19 protein-coding genes and 2 pseudogenes are annotated in these 24571 nt (G+C 67.4%); 16 read left to right on the top strand and 5 right to left on the bottom strand.

Translation table 11 applies throughout. The features are described from left to right. Window positions 1-60: 60 nt before the first annotated feature. The 6 genes from OP497_RS09435 to malG all read left to right on the top strand — a co-directional run bounded on the left by OP497_RS09435 (window position 61) and on the right by malG (window position 6964). Window positions 61-1500, top strand: a complete 1440-nt coding sequence (locus tag OP497_RS09435) for an ATP-binding protein (protein ID WP_280547950.1) — start codon at window positions 61-63, stop codon at window positions 1498-1500. Further along, complete coding sequence (locus tag OP497_RS09440; RefSeq protein ID WP_280547951.1) at window positions 1497-2204, top strand: response regulator; 708 nt, start codon at window positions 1497-1499, stop codon at window positions 2202-2204. Before OP497_RS09435 ends, OP497_RS09440 begins: the two co-directional genes overlap by 4 nt. A 112-nt stretch (window positions 2205-2316) precedes the next feature. Continuing rightward, entirely contained in the window at window positions 2317-2979 is a 663-nt protein-coding gene (locus tag OP497_RS09445; protein WP_280547952.1) for a hypothetical protein, read from the top strand. A 242-nt stretch (window positions 2980-3221) separates the two neighbouring features. Next, window positions 3222-4418 carry a maltose/maltodextrin ABC transporter substrate-binding protein MalE gene (malE, locus tag OP497_RS09450; protein WP_280547953.1) on the top strand — a complete coding sequence of 399 codons (1197 nt, stop codon included), beginning with the start codon at window positions 3222-3224 and terminating at the stop codon, window positions 4416-4418. 66 nt (window positions 4419-4484) lie between these two features. Then, the gene (gene malF / locus OP497_RS09455; RefSeq protein WP_280547954.1) at window positions 4485-6059 is read left to right on the top strand and encodes a maltose ABC transporter permease MalF; all 1575 of its coding nucleotides are present in this window, start codon (window positions 4485-4487) and stop codon (window positions 6057-6059) included. 14 nt (window positions 6060-6073) lie between these two features. Further along, window positions 6074-6964, top strand: coding sequence for a maltose ABC transporter permease MalG (gene malG, locus OP497_RS09460; protein ID WP_280547955.1), 891 nt, complete (start codon window positions 6074-6076; stop codon window positions 6962-6964). A gap of 149 nt (window positions 6965-7113) precedes the next feature. On the opposite strand, the gene ugpC (OP497_RS09465) is transcribed toward malG, so the two are convergent. From ugpC (OP497_RS09465) to OP497_RS09480, 4 genes are all read right to left on the bottom strand, one after another. After that, entirely contained in the window at window positions 7114-8229 is a 1116-nt protein-coding gene (gene ugpC / locus OP497_RS09465) for a sn-glycerol-3-phosphate ABC transporter ATP-binding protein UgpC (RefSeq protein ID WP_280547956.1), read from the bottom strand. After that, on the bottom strand, window positions 8217-9902 hold the full coding sequence (locus OP497_RS09470; protein ID WP_280547957.1) for an alpha-amylase family glycosyl hydrolase: 1686 nt from the start codon (window positions 9900-9902) through the stop codon (window positions 8217-8219). The genes ugpC (OP497_RS09465) and OP497_RS09470 overlap by 13 nt, the downstream gene beginning before the upstream one ends. Before the next feature lie 143 nt (window positions 9903-10045). Further along, on the bottom strand, window positions 10046-12751 hold the full coding sequence (malT, locus tag OP497_RS09475) for an HTH-type transcriptional regulator MalT (protein WP_280547958.1): 2706 nt from the start codon (window positions 12749-12751) through the stop codon (window positions 10046-10048). 141 nt (window positions 12752-12892) lie between these two features. After that, a complete protein-coding gene (locus tag OP497_RS09480; RefSeq protein ID WP_280547959.1) occupies window positions 12893-14431 on the bottom strand; it encodes a carbohydrate porin in 1539 nt (512 codons plus the stop codon). Window positions 14432-14693: 262 nt separating this feature from the next. On the opposite strand from OP497_RS09480, the gene OP497_RS09485 reads away from it, so the two are divergent. The 7 genes from OP497_RS09485 to OP497_RS09515 all read left to right on the top strand — a co-directional run bounded on the left by OP497_RS09485 (window position 14694) and on the right by OP497_RS09515 (window position 22842). Next, a complete protein-coding gene (locus OP497_RS09485) occupies window positions 14694-15554 on the top strand; it encodes an aldo/keto reductase (protein WP_280547960.1) in 861 nt (286 codons plus the stop codon). 199 nt (window positions 15555-15753) lie between these two features. Continuing rightward, the gene (locus OP497_RS09490; protein WP_280547961.1) at window positions 15754-17022 is read left to right on the top strand and encodes an ABC transporter substrate-binding protein; all 1269 of its coding nucleotides are present in this window, start codon (window positions 15754-15756) and stop codon (window positions 17020-17022) included. Window positions 17023-17036: 14 nt separating this feature from the next. Next, entirely contained in the window at window positions 17037-18023 is a 987-nt protein-coding gene (locus OP497_RS09495; protein ID WP_280547962.1) for a sugar ABC transporter permease, read from the top strand. Continuing rightward, on the top strand, window positions 18020-18862 hold the full coding sequence (locus OP497_RS09500; RefSeq protein WP_280547963.1) for a carbohydrate ABC transporter permease: 843 nt from the start codon (window positions 18020-18022) through the stop codon (window positions 18860-18862). The genes OP497_RS09495 and OP497_RS09500 overlap by 4 nt, the downstream gene beginning before the upstream one ends. Window positions 18863-18887: 25 nt before the next feature. Continuing rightward, entirely contained in the window at window positions 18888-20504 is a 1617-nt protein-coding gene (locus OP497_RS09505; protein WP_280547964.1) for an alpha glucosidase, read from the top strand. A 46-nt stretch (window positions 20505-20550) separates the two neighbouring features. Next, on the top strand, window positions 20551-21657 hold the full coding sequence (gene ugpC, locus OP497_RS09510; RefSeq protein WP_280547965.1) for a sn-glycerol-3-phosphate ABC transporter ATP-binding protein UgpC: 1107 nt from the start codon (window positions 20551-20553) through the stop codon (window positions 21655-21657). Window positions 21658-21792: 135 nt separating this feature from the next. Further along, window positions 21793-22842 carry a LacI family DNA-binding transcriptional regulator gene (locus OP497_RS09515; RefSeq protein ID WP_280547966.1) on the top strand — a complete coding sequence of 350 codons (1050 nt, stop codon included), beginning with the start codon at window positions 21793-21795 and terminating at the stop codon, window positions 22840-22842. 118 nt (window positions 22843-22960) lie between these two features. On the opposite strand, the pseudogene OP497_RS09520 reads toward OP497_RS09515, so the two are convergent. After that, window positions 22961-23101, bottom strand: a pseudogene (locus OP497_RS09520) (YjbQ family protein); the annotation flags it as partial. Window positions 23102-23202: 101 nt separating this feature from the next. Here OP497_RS09520 and OP497_RS09525 point away from each other — a divergent pair. From OP497_RS09525 to OP497_RS09535, 3 genes and pseudogenes are all read left to right on the top strand, one after another. Then, window positions 23203-23331: pseudogene (locus tag OP497_RS09525) on the top strand (IS5/IS1182 family transposase); the annotation flags it as partial. 196 nt (window positions 23332-23527) lie between these two features. Continuing rightward, window positions 23528-23977: an antitoxin Xre/MbcA/ParS toxin-binding domain-containing protein gene (locus OP497_RS09530; protein ID WP_280547967.1), complete on the top strand. Its 450-nt coding sequence runs from the start codon at window positions 23528-23530 to the stop codon at window positions 23975-23977. Further along, window positions 23978-24451, top strand: a complete 474-nt coding sequence (locus tag OP497_RS09535) for an RES family NAD+ phosphorylase (RefSeq protein WP_280547968.1) — start codon at window positions 23978-23980, stop codon at window positions 24449-24451. The last annotated feature ends 120 nt before the right edge of the window (window positions 24452-24571 follow it).

The raw sequence follows: 24571 nt of genomic DNA on the forward strand, positions 1-24571 counted from the left end.
GCACGCCGAGCGGTGAAAATACGTCATGCCCTCGCCGGCCCCCGCTCCTGGAGCCCGTCCATGCACTCACCACGCCTCCCCCGCCCGGCCGTCTCGCGGCTCGGCATCAAGCTGTTCGCGATCATCCTGGTGGTCAACGTGGCCATCTCCGGACTGGTGTTCCTGGCGGTCTCACGCAGCCTCGACCAGGGCTTCATCGAATACCTGGACCAGACCCAGACCCGCCGCGCCGAGACTCTGGCCGAGGGGCTCGGCAAGGAGTGGGCCGGCCGTAGCGACTGGCAGTGGCTGCGCCAGTCGCCCGGCGCCTGGCACCGCCTGGTACGCCACCAGCTGTGGCCCGGCGACACGCCGCCACCGGAGGGCATCGAGCGGCGCCTGGGTGACCCCAAGGACTTCGTGCTCCACGACGCAACCGGCCTGCCGGTGATCGGCCTGCCCCCGGACAGCGACCAGGAGGCGGCCGAGCTGCGTTGGCTACCGATCGAGAGCGCCGGCGAGCGGGTCGGGATGCTCGGCTACCGCCCGCCCCAGCAGCTGATGGCGCGCATGGACCGCATCTTCCTCTCCCGCCAGCAGCGCAATCTGGGCATCATCGTCGCCGCCCTCGGGCTGGCCTCGCTGCTGCTGGCCGGTGGCCTCTCCTGGTGGCTGGGGCGGCGCACCCGCGGCATGGCCAGGGCCACGCGGCGCCTCACCGAGGGCGACTACAGCACCCGCCTGGCGGAGCGCGGCCGCGATGAGCTGTCGAGCCTCGCCCACGACTTCAACGTGCTGGCCGCCACCCTGGAGGCCAGTCGCGAGGCGCGCAGCCGCTGGGTCTCCGATATCGCCCACGAGCTTCGCACGCCGCTGGCGGTGCTGCGTGGCGAGATAGAGGCCATGCAGGACGGCATCCGCGCCCTGGACCAGGACAACCTGCACTCGCTGGCCCAGGAGGTGGGCCAGCTGGAGCGCCTGGTGGCCGACCTCCGCCTGCTCTCCCAGAGCGATGCCGGCGCCCTGGAGGTCCAGCTGGCGCCCCTGGACCTGGCGGAGAGCCTCGCCGCGCGCCTCGACGAGGCCAGCGGCTGGCTCGGCGACAGCGGCATCCGCCTGGAGTGCGAGATCGCGGGGCCGGCCTGGATCCGCGGCGACACCCTGCGCCTGCGCCAGCTGTGGAACAACCTGATCGACAACACCTGCGCCTACACCACGGCCCCGGGGCGGCTGCGCGTGCGCCTGGCAGCCCACCAGGGGCAGGTGCGGGTAACCTGGGAGGACAGCGCCCCCGGCGTGCCCGAGCCCGAACTGCCGCGGCTCACCGAGCGGCTCTACCGGGTCGAGGGATCGCGTAACCGCGCCAGTGGCGGCAGTGGCCTGGGACTCTCGATCGCCATTGCCCTGGCCCGCGCCCACGGCGCGCGCATGAAGGCCGCCCCCTCGCCGCTCGGCGGGTTATGCTGGACCCTGACCTTTCCCGCCATCGAGGACCACCCGCTCAGGGAGAACGCCGCATGAGCATCCCGGACACCGATCAGGACCAGATCCTGATCGTCGAGGACGAACCCAAGATCGCCCGCCTGGTCGCCGACTACCTGCAGGGCAGCGGCTTCACCAGCCACCACCTGGCGCATGGCGATGCCGTGTTGCCCTGGCTAGAAGCCTGCCGGACGCGCCCGGAGCTGGTGCTGCTCGACCTGATGCTGCCGGGCACCGACGGCCTGACCCTGTGCCGGGAGATCCGCCAGCGCTGGCCGGCGATGGCGATCATCATGCTGACCGCCCGGGTCGAGGAGGTCGACCGCCTGCTGGGCCTGGAGCTGGGCGCCGACGACTACATCTGCAAACCCTTCAGCCCCCGCGAGGTGGTGGCCCGTGCCAAGGCCGTACTGCGCCGCAGCCGGGCCGCTGCCTCGCCCGCCCCCGGGGGCAGCGACCTGGTCCTCGACGAGGCGGGCTGGCGGGCCCTGGCCGACGGTCACGATTTGGGCCTCACCGCGGTGGAGTTCCAGTTGCTGAAGGTGATGATGCACTCCCCCGGGCGCATCTTTACCCGCGAGCAGCTGATGGACCACATGTACCGCGACCACCGCATCGTCTCCGAGCGCACCGTCGACAGCCACGTCAAGAAGCTACGCCGCAAGATCGCCGAGACCTGGCCCGAGCGCGAGGTAATCCGCTCGGTCTATGGCGTTGGCTACAAGTACCAGCCGGAGGAGTGAGCCCCCGGCGGATGCACGACCTTTGCACCCTCGCTGCAAGCCGCTTGCACCCCCGGCGACGAGACTGGCAGCGTCAACCCGAGGCCCGACGAGGCCCCCAAGGAGAACCGCCATGACCCGCTCACTCACCCGTACCCTGCTGGCTCCCGCCCTGCTCGCCATCGCCATCGCCCCCCTGGCGCTTTCCGCCAGCGCCGCTCCCGGTGGCGAGGGCAGGCACCAGGGCGGGAACGAGGAACATCGCCAACAGCACGAGCAACGCCGACAGGCCCTCTTCGATCGTGCCGGCTTCGACGAGGAGACCCGCCGGGCCCTGGAGGAGGCCCGTCGCGAGCACCGCGAGGCGGTCCGCGAACTGCGCGAGGAGCACCGCCAGCGCATGGACGAGATCCTCGGCGAGGAGCAGCGCGAAGCGCTGGAGGCCGCCCGTCAGGCAATGCGCGAGGAGCAGCGCGCCGAGCGACGCGAGGCGATGCAGCAGCGCCTGACCGAGCTGGTCGACAGCTGGGAACTCTCCGACGCCGATCGCGAGGCGTTGCGCGAGGCCCGCGAGGCGATCTACGCCGACATGCAGGCGCTGCGCGAGCGCGACGTCGACTCCCGCCAGGCGCGTCGCGAGGCCATGCGTGAACTGCGCGAGGAGCACCAGGAAGTGCTCACCGAGATCCTCAGCGACGAGCAGATCGAGGAGATGCGTGCGGTGCTCTCCCGGCATGGCCGCCAGGACAAGGGCGGCAACGTTCGCAAGGACAAGGGCGACGGTGCCGCTGACTGACGACTCCTCCCGCTTCCCACCCCGATTCGCCCGGCCTCGTGCCGGGCGTTTTCGTTCGAGCCTCGACGTTCGAGCCTCGACGTTCCGTGGCGAGGTACGCCCCAGCCATACGCCACCCCTGTGCCCCCCGGGGAGGAGGACGCCACCAGCCGGATTGACGAGGCTAGGGGTTATCGCTCCCCGTGCCGCTCGTCCGGGGCGGGGGCCACCCGAGACGTCACAACAATACGAGGTCGCGACCCATGACACGACGCCACGCCTTCCTCACCCCGCTACTGGCCGCCACCCTGAGCGCCGGGGCCGCCTTGCCTGCCATGGCCTTCGAGGACGACACCCTGACCATCTGGATCGGTGACAACAAGGGGCCCCAGGGCATCCGCGAGGTGGCCGAGCGGTTCACGGCCGACACCGGCATCGCCATCGACATCGTCCACCCCGACGACATGACCAACCGCTTCCAGCAGGCCGCCGGCAGTGGCCAGGGGCCGGACATCGTGATCTTCGCCCACGACCGCATGGGGGAATGGGCCCAGAGCGGGCTGCTCAAGTCCATTGCGCCCTCCGACACCTACCGCGATCGCTACTTCGACTTCACCTGGAACGCCGTCGAGTGGAACGGCGAGACCTACGGCTATCCCATCTCGGTGGAGTCGCTGGGCCTGATCTACAACAAGGCCCTGGTGGAGACGCCCCCCGAGAGCTTCGACGAGCTCGCCAGGCTCGATGCGGAGCTGGCCAAGGAAGGCAAGAAAGCGATCCTCTTCAATTATGGTGAGCCCTACTTCAGCTGGCCCCTATTGGCCGCCAATGGCGGCTATTCGTTCCAGCATAGCGACAGCGGCTACGACACCCGCGACATCGGCGTCAACAATGCCGGCGCGGTGGCGGGAGCCGAGCGTCTGCGCGAACTGATCGACAGTGGCGTGCTGCCCGAGGGCACCGACTACAGCGTGACGGATACCCGTTTCAACCAGGGCGAGGTGGCGGCCATGATCAGCGGCCCCTGGGCCTGGAGCAACCTCGAGAAGAGCGGTATCGACTTCGGCGTGGCCCTCTTGCCGCGGGTCGGTGACGAGCGGGCCAAGCCGATGTTCGGGGTGATGGCGGCGATGATCAACTCCGCTTCACCCAACGACTTCCTGGCCACCGAGTTCCTCGAGAGCTACCTGCTCGAAGAGGAGGGCCTGCGCACCTTCAACAACGACGGTTCGCTGGGCGCCGTGGCCCACAAGGCCTATCAGCAGGAGCTGGAGTCCGACCCGCGGATCGCCGCCACCCTGGAGAACGCCGAGCTCGGCTCGCCGATGCCCAATATTCCCGAGATGGGTGCTTTCTGGTCGGCCATGGAACCAGCGCTGCAGAACATCGGCAGCGGCCGCCAGTCACCGCAGGCGGCGCTGGACGCCGCCGCCGAGCGCATCCGCACCGCCATCGAGTAACGCTAGCCTTCCCGTCCTGGCCGGCCATGAACCACGGCCGGGCCGGGGCAGACCGCAGGTGACCCCATGTTTGTGACCAACGCCTCGCGCGGCTTGCCGCGCCATCGATCCCGCTACCCCGCCGAACGCTATACCCGTTGGGCGCTGCGCGCCCTGACAGCACTGCTGGTGCTCGCCACCCTGTGGCTGGTGGTGGCCTTCCACCTGCGCGGCCAGTGGATGTTCTCGCTGCTGTTCCTGGTGCTGGGCGCCTCACTGGCGATCGTCTTCGGCAAGCGCCAGCTGATGAGCCACCGCTATATCTTCCCGGCGCTGGCCGGGATGGGTGTGTTCGTGATCTTCCCGCTGGTCTATACCATCGGCATCAGCTTCAGCAACTACAGCTCGAGCAACCTGCTCAGCGAAGAGCGGGTGCGTGCCCAGCTCCTCGGCCAGACCTACCAGGCCGAGGGCCAGGCCTTCGATTTCCAGCTGGTCCGTGACGGTAATCGGACTCGCCTGTATCTGGACGCCAAGGGGGCCGGCGACCGGGAGAGCGTAAGGCAACTGGTGTCCCAGCCCCTGGCCCAAGCCGTGGAAGGGCAACCCCTGGCGGTCGAGCCGACCCAGGCGGCCCCATCCGGCGAGGCGCTGGGCATCCGCGAGGTCATCGCCCAGCGTGATCGCCTGCAGCGCCTGACCCTGGTGACGCCAGAGGGCACCGAGCTCAAGATGGCAGGGCTGCGCAGCTTTGCGCCGATGCTGCCGCGCTTCGAAGCGAACCCCGACGGCAGCCTGACCGACCTGCGCGACGGCACCACCCTGACCCCCGACCAGGAGACCGGCTTCTTCGTCACCGAGGACGGTGAGCGCCTCACCCCCGGCTGGCCGGTCGCGGTGGGGCTGGACAACTACACCAAGATCTTCACCGACCCGGACATCCGCGGGCCCTTCCTGCAGATCTTCGTCTGGACCTTCGTCTTCGCCGGCCTGACGGTGGTCTTCACCCTGGCGGTGGGCTTCGTGCTCGCCACGCTGCTGCAGTGGGATCAGCTCAAGGGCAAGGCCCTCTATCGCACCCTGCTGATCCTCCCCTATGCGGTGCCGGCCTTCATCTCGATCCTGATCTTCAAGGGCATGTTCAACCAGAACCACGGCGAGATAAACCTGATCCTCGAGAACCTGTTCGGCATCAGTCCCACCTGGTTCACGGACCCGGCAATGGCCCGCAGCATGCTGCTGATCGTCAACACCTGGCTCGGCTACCCCTACATGCTGCTGTTGTGCATGGGGCTGATCCAGTCGATTCCCCGCGATCTCTACGAGGCCTCGGCGGTGGACGGCGGCGGGTCGCTGACCAACATGCTGCGCATCACCCTGCCGCTGATCCTGAAGCCGCTGACGCCGCTGCTGATTGCGGCCTTCGCCTTCAACTTCAACAACTTCGTGCTGATCGCCCTGCTCACCGGCGGCAAGCCGGACATCCTCGGCGCCAGCACCCCGGCGGGGACCACCGACCTGCTGGTCAGCTACACCTACCGCATCGCCTTCCAGGATGCCGGCCAGCAATTCGGTCTGGCGGCCGCCATCGCCACGCTGATCTTCCTGCTGGTGGTCGGGCTGTCGTGGCTCAATCTGCGCCTGTCCAAGGTCAAAGTCTAAGGAGAAGTCGTCTCATGGCCATGGTTCAACCCCGTTCGATCCGTGCCCGCAAGCTGGGTGCCCATCTCGCCCTGCTGGGCTTCGTCAGCCTGGTGGTGTTCCCGCTGCTGCTGGTGATCTCGATCTCCTTCCGCGAGGGCAACTTCGCCACCGGCAGCCTGATCCCCGAACGCTTCTCGCTGGAGCACTGGGCACTGGCCTTCGGCATCCCCTGGGAGCGTGCCGACGGCAGCGTCGTCCAGCCGCCCTTCCCGGTGATGCTGTGGCTGTGGAACTCGATCAAGGTGGCGGTGGCGTCGTCGCTGATGATCCTCGCGCTCTCCACCACCAGCGCCTATGCCTTCGCGCGCATGCGCTTCTCGGGCAAGGCACCCATCCTCAAGGGCATGCTGATCTTCCAGATGTTCCCCGCGGTGCTCTCGCTGGTGGCGCTCTACGCGCTGTTCGATCGCCTCGGCCAGCTGGTGCCCTGGCTGGGCCTCAACACCCACGGCGCGCTGATCCTCGCCTCGCTGGGCGCGGTGGCACTGCACATCTGGACCATCAAGGGCTACTTCGAGTCCATCGACGGCTCCCTGGAGGAGGCGGCGATGGTCGACGGCGCCAGCACCTGGCAGGCCTTTCGGCACATCCTGCTGCCGCTCTCGGTGCCCATCCTGATGGTGGTGTTCATCCTCGCCTTCATCATGTCGATCATGGAGTACCCCATGGCCTCGGTGCTGCTGCTCGACGAGGACAAGCTGACCCTGGCGGTGGGCGCCCAGCAGTACCTGGCCGAGCACAACCAGCGCTGGGGTGACTTCGCCGCCGCGGCGGTGCTCTCAGGGCTGCCCATTACCCTGGCCTTCCTGCTGTGCCAGCGCTGGATCGCCGGCGGGCTCACTGCCGGCGGCGTGAAGGGCTGAGCCCCCGCCCGGACTTCCTCGTCCCTTCTGGGACTCCCGCTTCCCCGGCATCCGCCGGGGTTTTTTCATGCCGCGGCTGAGGCCATGGCAATCAAGACGCCCCGGACGCAAGGCGCACCGGGGCGGGAGTGGGCAGGGCTGACTGTCGCTCAGTGGGCGATGCCGGGGATCTCTACCCGACGCGGGCAGGCCTGGCCGTCGGGGCCGAACAAGTGGCAGTGGTCGCCGGCCAGGTCCAGGTCGACGATCTGGTGCTCCTCGAGGTGGGCCAGGCCGTCGAGGCGCTGCGTCACGGTGCCCTCGGCACCCTCGACCTGCAGGTGGGCAAGCGTCTCGTAGCCGAGCTTCTCGGCCACCATCAACCGGGCCGTCAGCCGGGCCTCGCCCTGCTCGGGGGCGACGAAGTCCTCGGCGCGAATCCCCAGAGTCGCGGTGTCACCGGCCCTGAGGCCGCTCCCGTCCACCGCCACGGAAAGCGTCTCGCCGGAGGGCAGACGCACGCCGGTGCGTCGCGGCCCCGGGTCGACCACCGTCACCGGCAGGGTATTGATGCGCGGCGAGCCGATGAACTCGGCAACCTCGAGGGAGTTCGGGAAATGGTAGAGCGACAGCGGCGCGCCGACCTGGGCGATGCGCCCGCTCGACAGCAGCACGATGCGGTCGGCGAGCGTCATCGCCTCGACCTGGTCGTGGGTGACGTAGATCATGGTGGCATTGAGCCGCTTGTGCAGCTCGGCGATCTGCACCCGCATCTCGACCCGCAACGAGGCATCGAGGTTGGACAGCGGCTCGTCGAACAGGAACACCGCCGGCTCCTTGACCAGGGTGCGGCCGATCGCCACCCGCTGGCGCTGGCCGCCGGAGAGGTCCTTGGGCTTGCGCTCGAGCAACCTGGTCAGCTGCAGGATCTCGGCGGCGTGGTCGACACGACGCTGGGTTTCGGCCTTGTCGGTGCGCGCGAGCTTGAGGCCGAATCCCATGTTCTCGGCCACCGTCATATGCGGGTAGAGGGCATAGGACTGGAAGACCATGCCGATGTCACGCTCCTGGGGCGGAATCTCGTTGATCCGTTCGCCATCCAGGCACATCTCGCCGCGGGTGATGTCCTCGAGCCCGGCGACCATGCGCAGCAGGGTCGACTTGCCGCAGCCCGAGGGGCCGACGAACACCACGAACTCGCCGTCGTTGATGGTCAGGTCGATGTCCCGCGAGATCTCGACGCCGTCGTAGTCCTTGCCGATGCCGCTCAGTGTCAGATGTCCCATGAGGCTTCCTCCGAATCGGTGGTGCAGCGGGCGATGGCGATGCCATAGGCCGGTAGCCGCAGCGTGCCGTCCTGCCACTGGCCGTTGACCATCGCCGGGGCCTCCTCGAGGGCGCGCGCGGCGCGAGGGGCCGGCAGTTCGCGGGGTTCACCGGCGAAGTTCAGCGCCACCAGCAGGCGCTGGCCGGGGGCGCTCGCCGGATGGCGTCGCTCGAGACACAGCACCTCGTCACGCACCGTATGGTAGGCGATGTCGCCCTTGACCAGCGCCGGCTGGCGGCGACGGAAGGCCAGGAAGGCGCGAGTGGCGTTGAGCAGCGAATCCGGGTCCCGCTCCTGCTGGTCCACGGCCAGCCCCAGGTGCTCGTCGGGCACCGGCAGCCAGGGCTCGGACCTGGAGAAGCCCCCATGGCGGGCGTCGGCCTGCCACGGCATGGGGGTGCGGCAGCCGTCGCGGCCCTTGTAGGCCGGCCAGAAGGTGATGCCGGCGGGGTCGACCAGTTGCTCGAAGCTCAGTTCGGCCTCGGTCAGGCCCAGTTCCTCGCCCTGGTAGAGGCAGACGCTGCCGCGCTGGGTGAGCAGGAAGGCCAGGTAAAGGCGTAACGCCGCTGCGTTGCCTTCGGCGTTCCAGCGGCTGGCCAGGCGGGTGACGTCGTGGTTGCCCAGCGCCCAGCACGGCCAGCCATCGCCGATGCGGGCCTCCATCTCGGCCAGGGTGGCGTGCAGGTAGTGCGGGTCGGCCTGCTCGGTGAGCAGGTTGAAGGAGTAGCACATGTGCAGGCGCTTGCCCCCCTGCGTGTACTCGGCCATCACCCCCAGGGAGTCGTCGTCGCCGACCTCACCGACGCTGGTGGTGCCGGGGTACTCGTCGAGCAGCGCACGCAGCCGCTCGAGGAAGGCCAGATTCTCCGGCTGGGTCTTGTCGTGGATATGTTGCTGGTAGCCATAGGGGTTATCGGGGCGTACACCGATGAACCCCGCGGCGATCTCCTCCCGGGGCGGGTTGTCCTTGAGTGCGCCATGGGTGCAGAAGTTCACCGCATCCAGGCGGAAGCCGTCGACGCCGCGCTCCAGCCAGAAGCGCACCTCGCCGAGGATGGCCTCGACCACCTCGGGGTTGCGGAAGTTGAGGTCCGGCTGCTCGACCAGGAAGTTGTGCAGGTAGTACTGGCAGCGCCGGGTGTCCCACTGCCAGGCGGAGCCGCCGAAGATCGCCTGCCAGTTGGTGGGCGGGGCGCCATCGGGCCGGGGATCGGCCCACACGTACCAGTCGGCCTTGGGGTTGTCGCGGCTTTTACGGCTCTCCTGGAACCAGGCATGCGCATCGGAGGTGTGGGAGAGCACCTGGTCGATGGTGACCTTGAGGCCGCGGGCATGGGCGGCCTCCACCAGGCGGTCGAAGTCCTCGAGCGTGCCGAACATCGGGTCGACGTCGCGATAGTCACTGACGTCATAGCCGAAATCGAGCATCGGCGAGGTGAAGAACGGCGACAGCCAGATGGCGTCGACATTCAGCGAGGCGATGTAGTCGAGCCGGTCGATCACGCCCTGCAGGTCGCCGATGCCGTCGCCGCTCGCGTCCATGAAGCTGCGCGGATAGACCTGGTAGATCACCGCGCCGCGCCACCAGTCGGCGCCCTGTCGGCCGAGGTACTGGGAAGTGTCTGTGGTCATGTGCCGGGTCCTTGTCGTGAATCGCGGTATCGGCAGGCCGATACCGCGGGAAAAGCGTCACGCTCATGGTGGCGGCAGGGCCGGCGGGAGAAATCCTCCCGCGGGCTGGGCGACAGGCGTAGGCGGGGGGAGGAGGCGCCTTCCTACTCCCCCTGGATACGGGCGAGGAGATCGCCGGCCAGGGCGATGGCCTCCTCCCGGCGGCGGATACCCTGCTTCTGATAGAGGCTGCGGATATGCGTCTTGATGGTGGTCGGCGCCACCGACAGCTGTTCGGCGATCTGCTCGTTGGAGAGTCCGGCATGGATCAGCCCCAGGATCTGCCACTCGCGACGGGTCAGGGGTGAGGTGCGGATCAGCTCCGGCACGTCGGGGCGGGCGACGATGTCGGCGATCACCGACTCGTCGAGCATCAGGCGCACGGCACGGCCGAAGTCGCGCTGACGGCCGGCCAGCTCGAGCAACCGCTCGGCGCGACGCCGGGCCAGCTCGTCTAGTTCATGGGTCTCGAGCAGGCGGGTGAGCATGGCGGACAGCGGCTGACCCAGGCGCAGGAAGCTGCCGGTGAGCGCCGTTCGCGAGGCCAGCCCCATGGCCGCGGCCAGGTGATCCAGTGCCGCCGGCTCATGGCCGTACTGCCACTCCAGGAGTGCCAGGCACAGCCGGTTGCGATTGGCGTCGGTGACCAGGCCGAAACGCGCGGCCTGGGTCTCCAGGGCCTCCAGCAGCCCTCGGGCTTCGTCGGGCCGGCCGAGCAGCATCAGGGCCCGGGCGTGATTGCGTACGTTGGCCTGGGCGAAGTGGTTGCTGGCGGTGTCGGGCTCGGCGGGCGGCGCCTCCTGCAGCCAGCGGGCCACGGCATCGCGGTCGTCGTTGGCCTGCCACCAGGCCAGCAGGGTGGCGTGGGCATTGGCCCGCCAGTCGATGTGATAGTCGCCGTCGGCGAGTATCTTGCGGATGCGGCGGATGTGGTCGGCACACTGCGCCTGGTCGCCGCGGCCCTGGGCGACCTTGGCCAGGCTCACATGGCACTGCAGGGTCCAGCGCTCGCCCTGGCGGTCGAGCAGGGCGATGCCGGCCAGGGCCGCCTGCTCGGCCTCGTCCAGGCGGTGCCACTCCCACAGCAGCTGGCTGCGGATGCGATACAGGAACTCGGCGACCGGTAGCCGGTCGAGGCCGCTGTGCTCGATATGCGCGAAGGCCCGCTCCTGGGTGTCATAGGCGGCTTGCAGCCGGCCCTGGGCGACCAGCGTCTCCGAATGGTGGCACAGCGCCCACAGCATCAGCTGGTCATCACCGATGCGCTTCGCCTCACGTTCCACCTCGTGGATCCGCGCCAGCGACTCCTCGAGTCGGCCCTGGACGAAGCGTGCCTCGCAGAGGATCGCACCGGCCGACACCGGCGTGGCGGCCAGGTAGCGGGCGGGTTGGGTCAGCGCCTGCTCGGCCAGCGGCGCGGCCCGTTCGGCGTCGCCCTGGTTGATCGCCAGCTGGGCGCGCAGGGTGGCGAACTCGGCGGCCAGCTCCTGCCAGGCAGGCTCCTCGAGCTGGGCCTCGATCCAGCCAATGGCCTGGGCGGTGCGGTCGAACTGGAACTGGGCGTGGGACACCCAGCCATGCAGCAGCGTCAGTTGCGGCGAAGCGCACAGGCATGTCTCACCGAGCGTCGCCAGGGCCCGCGCCAGCAGCGCAAAGTGGCCATGGGCGAGCAGTTGGGGGCCCTGGGCCTCCACCAGCGTGATGAGCCCCTCGGGATCATCGGCCTCGATGGCCTGGGCCAGGGCCAGGGCGGGATCGCCCAGCGCCAGCCAGGCCTGGCTGGCACAGCGATGCAGCTGACGCTGGGACGCCAGGCTCAGCGCGTGGCGGCGATAGCGCAGGTAACCGGCAAACAGCGGCTGGAAACGAAACCACTGCTCGTGAGGGTCGCAGCGCTCCAGGAACAGGCCGGCCCCCTCCAGGGCCTCGAGCCGCTGGGAAACTCGCTCTCCCTCCAGCAGGCGCGCCACCAGCGTCGGAGAGAAGCGCTCCAGCACGCCGAGCTGCAACAGCAGCCGGCGGTCGGGTTCGTCGAGACAGGTCTCCAGCAGATCGTCGAACCAGGCGACGAAGTCGGGGTGGCTGCCGCCCAGGCGTTCCAGCAAGCTGTCGAAGCCGGCCCGGGTGGTGGTGCGCTGGATCAGCCAGTCCAGTGCCATCACCCAGCCTTCGGTGCGGCGCAGCGCCTGCTCCAGGCTGACCCGGGTGGGCGGAAAGCTGAGCTGCTCGGTGCACAGCGTCTGGGCCTCCTCGAGGTCGAAGGCCAGTTCATCGTGGCCGACTTCCTCCAGTTCACCACGCAGACGCAGCGCCGGCAGGCCCAGGGCCGGGCGAGTGCGCGAGACCAGGGTCAGGGTCAGCCAGCCCGGCTGGTGGCGCAGCCAGTAGCCAAGCGCCTCGAGGATCTCCGGATGGCGGACATGCTCGAACTCGTCGATCACCAGGCGTCCCGGGAGGGCGCTGTCCGGCAGGGCGGTGAGCCAGGCCTCCACCCCGTCGATCAGGGCGCCGCCCTCGGCCAGCCCCACCTCGAGTCCCAGCTCGCGGCACAGCCGCGCCAGGGCGGCACGGAAATAGCCGGCGAAGCGGTCGGGCGCGTCATCGCGCCCATCCAGGCGCAGCCAGGCAGCAGACTGTTCCAGGGCCGGCAGCCGCTCGGCCAGCAGGGTGCTCTTGCCGTAGCCCGGTGGCGCCTGCACCACCAGCAGCCGAATGCGCTCGTCGAGGATGAAGTGGTCGTTGAGGCGCGGGCGGGCTACCAGGGTGGACGGCAGCGGGGGAGCGGCGAGCTTTTCCTGGATCAGCGGCATGGGAGACTCCCGCAGGGAAGATGATGGGCACGTTACCCAGTATGACTGCCCGGGCGGCAGACGAGAAAAGCCCGCGGCCATCACGCCGCGGGCAAGCATCGAAACAGCAGGCAGGGCCCGGCCGGCGCCGGGCCCTTGCCATCAGAACCAGACTTCGGTCTGCACGCCGAAGGTCCACTGGCTGCCGGTAAAGTCAGGCTGACCAAATGAGTCCGAGATATCGTTACCGTTATCGTCGGTAGCATCGTTCAAGATATAACCATTCAGCTCCTCGTCCCAATCGCTCCAGGAGGCGAACAGGCGGATCTCCGGCCGCTGCCAGAAGCCGCCCACCTGGGGCTTGAAGGTCGGGGCGATAGTCAGCTTGGTGTAGTCCCCCTCGACGGCAGTGCGACCGTCGAGGCCCTGTGGGTCGAGGTCCATCCACTGGTAGCTGGCCTCGTACTGCATCTCAAAGTTCTGGGTCAGCTCGTTGGCCAGGCGCACGTTGAGGGTCGCCCAGTCGTACTGGTCGCCGTCGACATAGCGGTCCTCGCTGGTCTCGGCGAGGATCGCCGGGGCCACCCGCCACTTGGGGGCCACATAGGTGGTGCCATAGAGGGCCAGACGGGTCGCGGTGGCATCCTCGGTCAGGTCACCGCGCGCACCGATGCCCTTGACCTCGGCCCCCAGGCCCTGACCGTGCAGCACGGCAGCCTTGAAGTTGCCCTCGCCAAGGCCGAAGAAGCTGTCGCCATGGTAGGCCACCATGGTATGGAAACCGGACTCGGCGGCCTCCTGGCCTTGGCCGATATCGCGCTCCTCGTTGTCGGCGGCGGACATGCCGTTGACCATCCACTGCCAGTTGCCGAAGTAGTTGTTGGAGGTCAGGATCAGGTTGTCGGTGTCGCCGCTGTCATCCCCCGGCGACTCGCGTGTCACGGGGAAGTCGCTGAAGCTGCGGCCGTAGAGCGAGAAGTTGGACTTCCAGCTGTCGGCCAGCTGCATGTCGTAGATCCCCGCCCCGGTGCCGGAGAGGAAGACGATATCGCTGTCGAGCCAGTGGATATCGAAATTGTCACGGTCGAAGCGCTTGCCGGCCCAGATGGAGGCGTTCTCGAAGGCACCGGTAAAGCTCGGCAGGTCGCTGAACTCGGCATAGACCTGGCGCACGTTGAGGTTGGACTCCGCGGCGGTCCAGTCGTTGCTGGTGGTCGTGCCGTCGGCGATCATCGTCCGATAATGGGCCTTGGCCCCATTATCGAAGCGCATCTTGTAGTTGAAGACGGCCTCGGCGTAGGTGTCCGGCTCGTTGCCCAGGCGTCCGACAGCCCCGCCCAGGGAGCCGGCCGGGGTAACGTAGGGGCCGCCCTCCTCGCTCTTGCCATCCTCGCCGATCAGCAGGCCCGAGCGGGCGTAGACGTTGAAGGAGAAGCCCTCCTCGCCGCTGGCCTGGCGCTCGACCCTGGCCAGGCGCTCCTCGACCTCATCCTGTGACAGGCGACCCTCGGCCTGCTGCTCGGCCAGCTTGGCGCGCTGTTCGGCGGCATCGGCCCGCTGCTCGGCGGCGGCGATGCGCGCTTCCAGGTCGGCGAGGCGCTCCTCGAGGGAGTGGGTGTCGGCACCGGCCATCCCGGCGAGGCCCAGGCTGGCGGAAGCGATGGCGATGGCGAGGGGCTTCTTGAGCGTGACAGTGTGCATTGTCGTTCTCGTCCTTTGTTGTTGTCGCGACGGATGGTCATCACGAAGGGTGGGGAGTCCCCCGGGGCCGGAGCGTCACCCCGGCGCGAAATACCTGCCGGAACTTAATCGATTCAGGCCGCGGCCACAAAAAGTATTTTGTAATATTACGACCAATGTCTAAGAATCGGGCAGGAACTCGGTGCCTTTAAGGTAATAAAACTACAAATCAATCCTTGCCATGACATACCCTGCCCCATCGACACCAAGACGAGGACACGCGATGACACCCGGACACTCTCCCCTCTCCCTGATGCTGGGCATGATGCGCCTGCATGAGCGCCCCGAACTGCAGGCGCCCGAGCGGCTGGCCGACTGGCTCGAGGCGCGCCTCGACCAGGGGCTCGACTGGTTCGACCATGCCGACATCTATGGCGGCGACGGCCACAACGAGCGGCTGTTCGGTGAGGCCCTGCGCCGCCGGCCGGGCCTCGCCGCCCGGGTGAGGGTGGTCACCAAGGCCGGCATCCTGATGGCACCCGGCGATACCAAGCACTACGACAGCTCGCCGGTGTGGCTTGCCGGCGCCATCGACCGGGCCCTGGGGCGACTCGGGGTCGAGCGGCTGGACCTCTTCCTGATCCATCGTCCCGACCCGCTGATGGAGGCCGAGGCCACCGCCCGGGTGCTGGACGATGCCGTCCGGGCCGGCAAGGTCGCCGCGCTGGGTGTCTCCAACTTCCTGCCCGAACAGTGGCGCCGCCTGCAGGCGGCACTGCCCCATCCGCTGACCCACCACCAGCTGCAGCTCTCCCTCACCCGGTCGGCGCCACTGTTCGACGGCGACTTCGATGCCCTGCGCCGGGACGGCCTCTCGCCCCTGGCCTGGTCGCCCCTGGATGGCGGCAGCCTGTTCCAGGGTGCCGCCGGCCAGGCCCTGGGACGTCTCGCCGACCGCCATGGTGTCAGTCCCGCCGGCGTTGCCCTGGCCTGGCTGCGCCGCCTGCCGGGTTCGCCAGTGCCGGTGATCGGCACCCTCGACCCGGCACGGATCACGACCCTGCGCGACGAGGCCCAGCTCTCCCTGTCGCGCCGTGACTGGTACACCCTGCTGGAGGCGGCCCGCGGCCACGAGGTCGCCTGACCCCCGACACGTGCGACCAAAGTCGCGGTTGAACTCCGCCTTAAGCGCCGGCTAACTGTGTCAGCCGCGATCTTAATCGTTTAAGTCGTGAGAGAGCGAACGGCGGCAGCACCTACGAGTGACATGTCGCAATCGGCCCTCACACTAAGACAGCGACAACAACTTGACAGCGACAACAACAAGCGACGAGGAAGCCAGCATGTTCAAGAAGACCCTGATCTCCGCCATCGCCCTGGCCGGCGCTGCCGCCGGCAGCAGCCAGGCCCAGGCGGCGGACCTGACCATCTCCTGTGGCGCCGTCGGCGCCGAGCTCACCCTGTGCAAGCAGGGCGTCGAGGCGTGGGAGGAGAAGACCGGCCATGAGGTCGATATCGTCTCCACGCCCAACTCCTCCACCGAGCGCCTGTCGCTCTATCAGCAGATTCTTTCCGCGCAGTCCAGCGACATCGACGTGATGCAGATCGACGTGGTGTGGCCGGGTCTGCTGGCCAACCACCTGCTCGACCTCGGCGAGACCCTCGGCGAGGACGCCGCCGAGGGCCACTTCGAGACCATCGTCGCCAACAACACCATCGACGGCCGCCTGGTGGCGATGCCCTGGTTCACCGATGCCGGGGTGCTCTACTACCGCAAAGACCTGCTCGAGAAGCATGGCGTCGAGGCCCCCGAGACCTGGGAAGAGCTGACCGAGATCGCCACCGAAATTCAGGCCGCCGAGCGCGAGGCCGGCAATGACCGGATGTGGGGCTACGTCTTCCAGGGCCGCGCCTACGAGGGCCTGACCTGCAACGCCCTGGAGTGGATCGCCAGCTACGGTGGCGGCACCATCGTCGATGCCGAGGGCGAGATCACCATCGACAACGAACGTGCCGCCGAGGCGCTTGACCTCGCCGCCAGCTGGATCGGCAACATCTCGCCGAAAGGCGCCTTGAACTACACCGAGGAGGAGGCCCGCGGCATCTTCCAGAGCGGCAATGCGGTGTTCATGCGCAACTGGCCCTATGCCTGGTCGCTGGCCCAGAGCGAGGACAGCAACGTGCGCGACAAGGTCGGCGTGGTCAAGCTGCCCAGCGCCGAGGGCAAGGAGAGCGCCGCCACCCTGGGCGGCTGGAACCTCGCCGTGTCCCGCTACACCGAGAACCCGGAGCTCGCCGCCGACCTGGTGGCCTTCCTGACCGGCGAGGCCGAGCAGAAGCGCCGTGCCATCGAGGGCGCCTACAATCCCACCCTGGCCTCCCTCTACGAGGACGAGGAGGTGCTGGCGGCCGTGCCCTTCTTCGGCACCCTTTACGACACCTTCACCAATGCCGTGGCACGCCCCTCCGCCCCCACCGGCGACAACTACGGCCGAGTGAGCAACAGCTTCTTCAACGCCGTGCACCAGGTGCTCTCCGGTGACCAGAGCGGCGCAGAGGCCGTCTCCCAGGTGGATAGCGAACTCTCGCGCATCAAGCGCCGCCGCTGGTAACCCAGGAGGTCCCCATGTCGACTCCCGTAACCGAGCCTACCCCGCAGGCGGTGCGTTCTGCTTCGCGCTCCCCCCAGGCGGGCTATCGCGGCACCAAGGTACGCCGCCAGCGGGTCCGCGCCGCCTGGCTGTTTCTCCTGCCCATGCTGGTGGCACTGGCGCTGGTCGCCGGCTGGCCCCTGCTGCGCACCTTCTACTTCAGCTTCACCGATGCCTCGCTGTCGGATACCGCCGGGGCCACCTTCATCGGTATCGAGAACTACCTGGTCTTCGAGGATGGGGCCTGGTACGGCCTGCTGACCGACCCGGTGTGGTGGACATCGGTGTGGAACACCCTCTACTTCAGCGTCGTCTCGGTATCACTGGAGGTGGTGTTCGGCATCATCGTCGCGCTGCTGCTCGACGCCGAGTTCAAGGGCCGCATGCTGGTACGCGCCGCGGTGCTGATCCCCTGGGCCATCCCCACCATCGTCTCGGCCAAGATGTGGGCCTGGATGCTCAATGACCAGTTCGGGATCATCAACCACCTGCTGATGGCGATCGGCATCATCGACTCGCCCATCGCCTGGACCGCCAGCGCCAGCTACTCCATGTGGGCGGTGATCATGGTCGACGTCTGGAAGACCATCCCCTTCGTCGCGCTGCTGGTGCTGGCCGCCTTGCAGATGCTGCCCAAGGACTGCTACGAAGCCGCCGAGGTCGACGGCATCCACCCGGTCAAGGTGTTCTTCCGCGTGACCCTGCCGCTGATCACCCCGGCCCTGCTGGTGGCGGTGATCTTCCGCCTGCTCGATGCCCTGCGGGTGTTCGACGTGATCTACGTGCTGACCTCCAACTCCACCAGCACCATGACCATGTCGATCTACGCCCGCCAACAGCTGGTCGAGTTCCAGGACGTCGGCTACGGCAGCGCCGCCTCGACGATGCTGTTCCTGATCATCGCCCTGGCCGTGGTGATCTACCTCTACCTGGGCCGCCGCCAACTGGGAGTCGACCAATGAACCAGTATCAGCTGATCAAGCTCGCCAAGCGGGTCGGGTTCTATACCCTGATCGCCGTGGTGATGGTCTACGCGATCTTCCCCTTCTACTACGCGGTGATCACCTCGCTGAAGCCCTCCGGCGACCTGTTCCGGGTCGACTTCTGGCTGTCGACGGTGGACTTCGGCAACTACGTGCAGATCTTCACCCAGAAGAGCTTCGTGCGCGCCATCTTCAACTCCATCATCGTCTCGCTCTCCGTGGTCTTCATCGCCCTGCTGCTCGGCATCACCGCCTCCTATGCGCTGGGCCGGGTCCGCTTCCGCGGCCGGACCACGGTGATGCTGGTGATCCTCGGGGTCTCGATGTTCCCCCAGGTGGCGGTGCTCTCGGGGCTCTTCGAGGTGATCCGCGGGCTCGGCCTCTACAACAACCCGGCCGGGCTGATACTGAGCTACACCATCTTCACCCTGCCCTTTACCGTCTGGGTGCTGACCACCTTCATGAAGCAGCTGCCCATGGAGCTGGAAGAGGCGGCGATCATGGACGGCGCCACCCCCTGGGTGACCATCACCAAGGTATTCCTGCCGCTGATGTGGCCAGCCATGGCGACCACCGGCCTGCTGGCCTTCATCGCCGCCTGGAACGAATTCCTCTTCGCCCTGACCTTCACCCTCACCGACGACCAGCGCACCGTGCCGGTGGCGATCGCCCTGATCTCCGGCGGCAGCCAGCACGAGCTGCCCTGGGGACCGATCATGGCCGCCTCGGTGACCGTCACCGTGCCGCTGGTGATCCTGGTGATGATCTTCCAGAAGCGCATCGTCTCGGGGCTCACCGCCGGTGCGGTCAAGGGCTGACCTCATGACATCCAAGGAACCCAAGATGCAAGACAACCTGACCTGGTGGCGCGGCGGTGTCATCTACCAGATCTACCCGCGCAGCTTCATGGACAGCAACGCGGACGGCATCGGCGACCTGGCGGGCATCACCGAGACGCTGGACTATGTCGCCGGCCTGAACGTGGACGGCATCTGGCTGTCGCCCTTCTTCACCTCGCCGATGCTCGACTTCGGCTACGACGTCAGCGACTACCGCGACGTCGACCCGATGTTCGGCACCCTGGAGGATTTCAGGGCCCTGCTGGCGAAGGCCCACGCGCTGGGCCTGAAGGTAATGATCGACCAGGTGATCAGCCACTCCTCGGACCAGCATCCCTGGTTCCAGGAGAGCCGCGCCGATCGCACCAACGCCAAGGCCGACTGGTATGTCTGGGCGGACCCCAAACCCGACGGCACGCCACCCAACAACTGGCTGTCGATCTTCGGCGGGCCGGCCTGGACCTTCGATTCGCGCCGCCGCCAGTACTATTTGCACAACTTCCTGACCAGCCAGCCGGATCTCAACTTCCATAACCCGGACGTCCGACAGGCACAACTGGACAACATGCGCTTCTGGCTGGAGCTCGGCGTCGACGGCTTCCGCCTGGACACGGTCAACTTCTACTTCCACGACGCCGCACTCACCGACAACCCCCCGGTGCCGGCGGGCAGTCCCAAGACCCTGGGCGCGCCGGATGCCAATCCCTACACCTGGCAGCGCCATGTCCACGACATCAGCCGCCCGGAGAACCTGAACTTCCTGCGCGAGCTGCGCACGCTGATGGACGAGTTCCCCGGCACCACCACGGTGGGCGAGATCGGCGACGACAACCCGCTCGAGCGCATGGCGGAGTACACCGCCGGCGGCGACAAGCTGCACATGGCCTACACCTTCGACCTGCTCAATGCGCCCCACTCGCCGGCCTATATCCGCGAGGTGATCGAACGCTTCCAGCACCTGGCCGGCGACGCCTGGCCCTGCTGGGCGACCTCCAACCACGACGTGGAGCGTAGCGCCTCCCGCTGGGGCGCCGACGAAGACCCCGTGGCCTACCCCAAGGTGATGCTGGCCATGCTCTTCTCGCTGCGCGGCAGCGTCTGCCTCTACCAGGGCGAGGAGCTCGGCCTGCCCGAGGCCGAGGTGCCCTTCGAGCGCATCCAGGACCCCTACGGCAAGGTGCTGTGGCCGGAGTTCAAGGGCCGCGATGGCTGCCGAACGCCGATGCCCTGGCGCCAGGCCCCGCAGGGCGGCTTCTCGCCCGTGGAGCCCTGGCTGCCGGTGGAGGAGCGCCACCTGCCGCTGGCCGTCGAAAACCAGCAGGCCGACCCCGGCTCGCCCCTCGCCGCCACCCGCACGCTGCTGGCCTTCCGCGCCGCGCATCCGGTGCTGGTCGACGGCGACCTCACCCTGGTCGACGTCGGCGAGGAGTTGCTCGGCTTCGTGCGCGAAAGCGCCCAGGAGCGCCTGCTGTGCCTCTTCAACCTCGGCGGCAGGACCCTGAGCACGATGCTGCCCCAGCCCGGCATCCCGCTTCAGGGGCACGGCTTCGTCTCGGCACTCGATGGCGACACCCTGACCCTGCCGCCCTATCAGGCGGCCTTCCTGGCCCTCGACCACTGACAACACACAACAAGGGCCGGCCCCGAGGCCGGCTAGGAGTCGCAAGATGGCAAGCGTGACCCTGGAAAAGCTCAACAAGACGTTCGGCAGCACCCATATCATCAAGGATGTCGACCTGCATGTCGGCAACGGTGAGTTCGTGGTCTTCGTCGGCCCCTCGGGCTGCGGCAAATCGACCCTACTGCGCCTGATCGCCGGGCTGGAGTCGATCAGCGACGGCGAGCTCAGGATCGCCGACGACGTGGTCAACGACCTGCCGCCCCGCGAGCGCGGCGTGGGCATGGTGTTCCAGTCCTACGCCCTATACCCGCACATGACGGTCTACGAGAACATGGCCTTCGGCCTCAAGCTGGCCAAGATGGCCAACGAGACCGTCGATGAGCGCGTGATGGCCACGGCTCGTATCCTGCAGCTCGAGGAGCTCCTGCATCGCAAGCCCAAGGAACTCTCCGGCGGCCAGCGCCAGCGGGTGGCCATGGGCCGCGCCATGGCCCGGGAGCCGCGCATCCTGCTGTTCGACGAGCCGCTCTCCAACCTCGACGCCTCGCTGCGCGTGCAGATGCGCAACGAGATCGCCCGTCTGCACCACCGCCTGGGCTCCACCATGATCTACGTCACCCACGACCAGGTGGAAGCGATGACCCTGGCCGACAAGATCGTGGTGCTGCGCGACGGCCGCATCGAGCAGGTCGGCAGCCCCCAGACCCTCTACCAGCAGCCGGCGACAAGGTTCGTCGCCGGCTTCATCGGCTCACCGACCATGAACTTCATGCCGGCCGAGCTGCTCGGCGGCAACGCGGAGGGCTGCCGGGTCCGGGCCCCGGGCCTCGGCGAGCTGGCCCTGCCCCAGGACGCCAGCGGCCAGCCCGCCGGTGCCGAGCTGTCGATGGGGGTGCGCCCCGAGCACCTGCGCCTGGCCGAGGCCGACGGCGACAACAGCTTCGAGATCGTCAACGTCGAGTACCTGGGCAACGAGGTCTACGTCTACCTCGAGCCCAGGGCCGGCGACACCCTGCTGATCCACCGCAGCGAGGCACCCAGCCGCTGGGAGATCGGCCAGCGGGTCTCCCTGGTGCCGGAGCTCGAGCATGTGCACCTGTTCGACTCCGAGGACCGGACCCTGGAGATCGCCTCGGGCCGGCGCGCGGCCTGACGGCGCCGCGAGCCGACGTTCTAGAACGGCCGCCCGGGGCGCGCCTCGGGTGGCTACCCTGACCCTGCCGGGCCATGCTAGGCTGCTAACTAAATCGTTCCAGTCCACCCTGACCGTAATGGAGTCAGCCGCCAAGTGCCTCTGCCCCGTCGCATGACCCTCAAGGACCTGGCCCGCGAGCTCGGCGTCTCCACCGCCACCGTCTCCAACGCCTTCAACCGGCCCGACCAGCTCTCGCCGAAGCTGCGCGAGCATATCCTCACCGAGGCCCGGCGCCTGGGCTACAGCGGCCCCGACGCCAGGGCCCGCAGCCTGCGCACGGGCCGTTCGCGGATCATCGCCGTGATCCTCGCCGAGAGCCTGACCTACAGCCTCAACGATGCGGTCTCCAGCGAGCTGCTCTCGGGCATCGCCGAGGTACTCGACACCCGCGGCCACACCCTGCTGCTGCTCTCGGGGCGCCAGAACGCCGCCAGCGTCCCCGGCGCCTCGAGCATTGCCGACGGCTTCATCATCTATGGCCTGATGCCGAGCCTGAAGCTGTTCTCCGACCTCCCCCCCGAGCGCCCCCTGGTGGCGGTGGACTTCGATATCGAGGACCACGCCACGGTGCACGTCGACAACGAGCCGGCGTGCTACGCCATCGCCCGCCACGCGTTGAAGGTGCCAACACGACGTCCTGCGGTGATCAACCTGCGGCTGACCGAGCAGCCCTGCAACGGTCGCATCGGCGACGACCAGGCGCTGCTCTCGGCCGAGCGCACCATCACCCGGGCCCGCCTCGCCGGCTTCCAGCGAGCCTTCGCCGAGGCCGGCATCGAGCCGGCCGAGGTACCGATGTGGAACATCGAGGAGAACACCTTCGAGGTCTGCACCCCGGTGATCGAGGCGATCCTCGACCTGCCGGACGCCGAACGCCCCGACCTGCTGCTGTGCATGTCCGACCGCATCGCCCTGACCGTGGTGACACTCGCCGAGCAGCGCGGCCTGCGTATCCCCGAGGACCTGCGGCTGACCGGCTTCGACGGCATCGCCGAGGGGCAGTATCGTGCTCCCCGGCTGACCACCATCCGCCAGGACAGCACCGAGAAGGGCCGCATCGCCGCGCGCATGATCCTCGGGATGGAACCTGCCGAGTCCAGGGTCATGACCACCGAAATGATGATTGGCGACACCTGCCCCTGACGCCAGTCGGCTCATCCGGCCGCCTGCTTCACTTGCTGATCCGGGTCGCCCCCTCCCCTCGCCGCACTAGTGAACAGAAGGCGAGTCCAGGAAACCTGACGGCACGGCGCCTGGTGGATCAGGCCCCGTTGAGGGTGGCGATCAGCCGTCGAGAGCCGCCGTGGTCCCGATGCTCCCCCAGCCAGAGCCCCTGCCAGGTGCCGAGTACCGGGCGGCCGTCGCGCACCGCCAGGGTCAGCTGGGTGCCGAGCAGGCTAGCGCCTCTCGACACCAAGGCAAAAGAGCGTCGCTGCCGCCAGGTACCGACTCAGCGCGTGAAGCTGGATGCCGTCTGCCCCTGGCGGGACGGCGTGGACGCTACGGCAACGTCCACGCACGCTGCATGCAGACAAGGTCTAGGATGCACGACGTTGCCGCCGGACCTGTCGCATCCGGCACATTCGTGCCCGAATTGCCCGCCGTGGTATCGAAGATGGTCAGAAGCTCGGTGTCACCCTCATGAATGAGGCGGGTTGATGGCATGGCGGGGTTGTTGGAGGTATGGGGAGGGCTAGGAAAGATCGGGTAGATCAGGGGAGATGGAGAGACGGGGTCATAATGATGTGCATATGACGTCAATTTGACGCATGCTGAGCACTGTCATACAGTCCGCTGGCGATATGCCGAATCGGACGAGGAGGTAGCAATGGATATCATCGAGCAGGATAGCGACAACGCCGGTACCCGCATGCTGGCTGATATCGGCCTGCCCCGAGAGGTGTACACCAACCAAGTGGCCTTTATCAGGGCCGTCAGGGAAGGTCTGTCGGGCCGTATGCTGCAAAAGGCGGTGAATATCCTGAAGGGTGACAGGGATGTCTTTGTGAGGCTGCTGGAGACCGACTCGGGCAATCTGCATCGGCTGTACAAAAAGAAGGCCCTGGGGCGCGCTCAGACTGAGGAAATCCTCGATACGCTAAAGATCTACGTCGAGGCCGCTAGAGTGTTCGGCGACCAGGAGATCGCTAAAGAGTGGCTGCACAGCGAGGTGCGAGCGCTTGGCGGATCCCGGCCCGTGGATCTGTTCGATACATTCGCCGGGCGAGACATGGTGCGAGATGTGCTCGGAAAGATCGAGTCCGGCGAGTTCAGCTGAATGAAGCTATACCGAATCACGAAAGAACGTTACCTACATGACCTGTCCGGTCAGGGTGGCAGCTACCGCGACGGCGGACGCTGGAATCGCGCCGGGCATCCCGTGCTGTACTTCGGTCTGTCAGCATCGGTCGTCATGCTGGAAATGGGGAATTACATCTTGAATCCCCGGCAGGTGCCAAAAGACATGGTACTCGGGATCTACGAGGTCGACACCAAGGCAATCGAAACCGGAGAACTGTCGGACCTGCCCGAGGGCTGGGATCAGTTCCCCCACCCTTCATGCACACAACACCTGGGTTCCGATTTCCTCGCCGCGAACAAGAATCTCATCTTCCAAGTGCCCAGCTGCGCCGCTGGCGGCCTTGATGAAATGGCCGTGGTGAATCCGCTGCATCCTGAAGCTCGAAATATCCGGCTGGTCGAAACCGTCACTCAGATCTACAACCCTCGATTGTTCGAAGGAATGAAGTAACAACTGACTGTCTAGGAGCCTGTCGGACTTAACGCTGATCTACTGCGAGAACCGGTCTTTCGGCCAACTTCATTCGATCTGATTCGTTAAATAGCGGGCTATTCGCCTCATCAGATCGAT

It is taken from the genome of Halomonas sp. 11-S5 (assembly GCF_029889825.1).
Lineage (GTDB): Bacteria > Pseudomonadota > Gammaproteobacteria > Pseudomonadales > Halomonadaceae > Halomonas.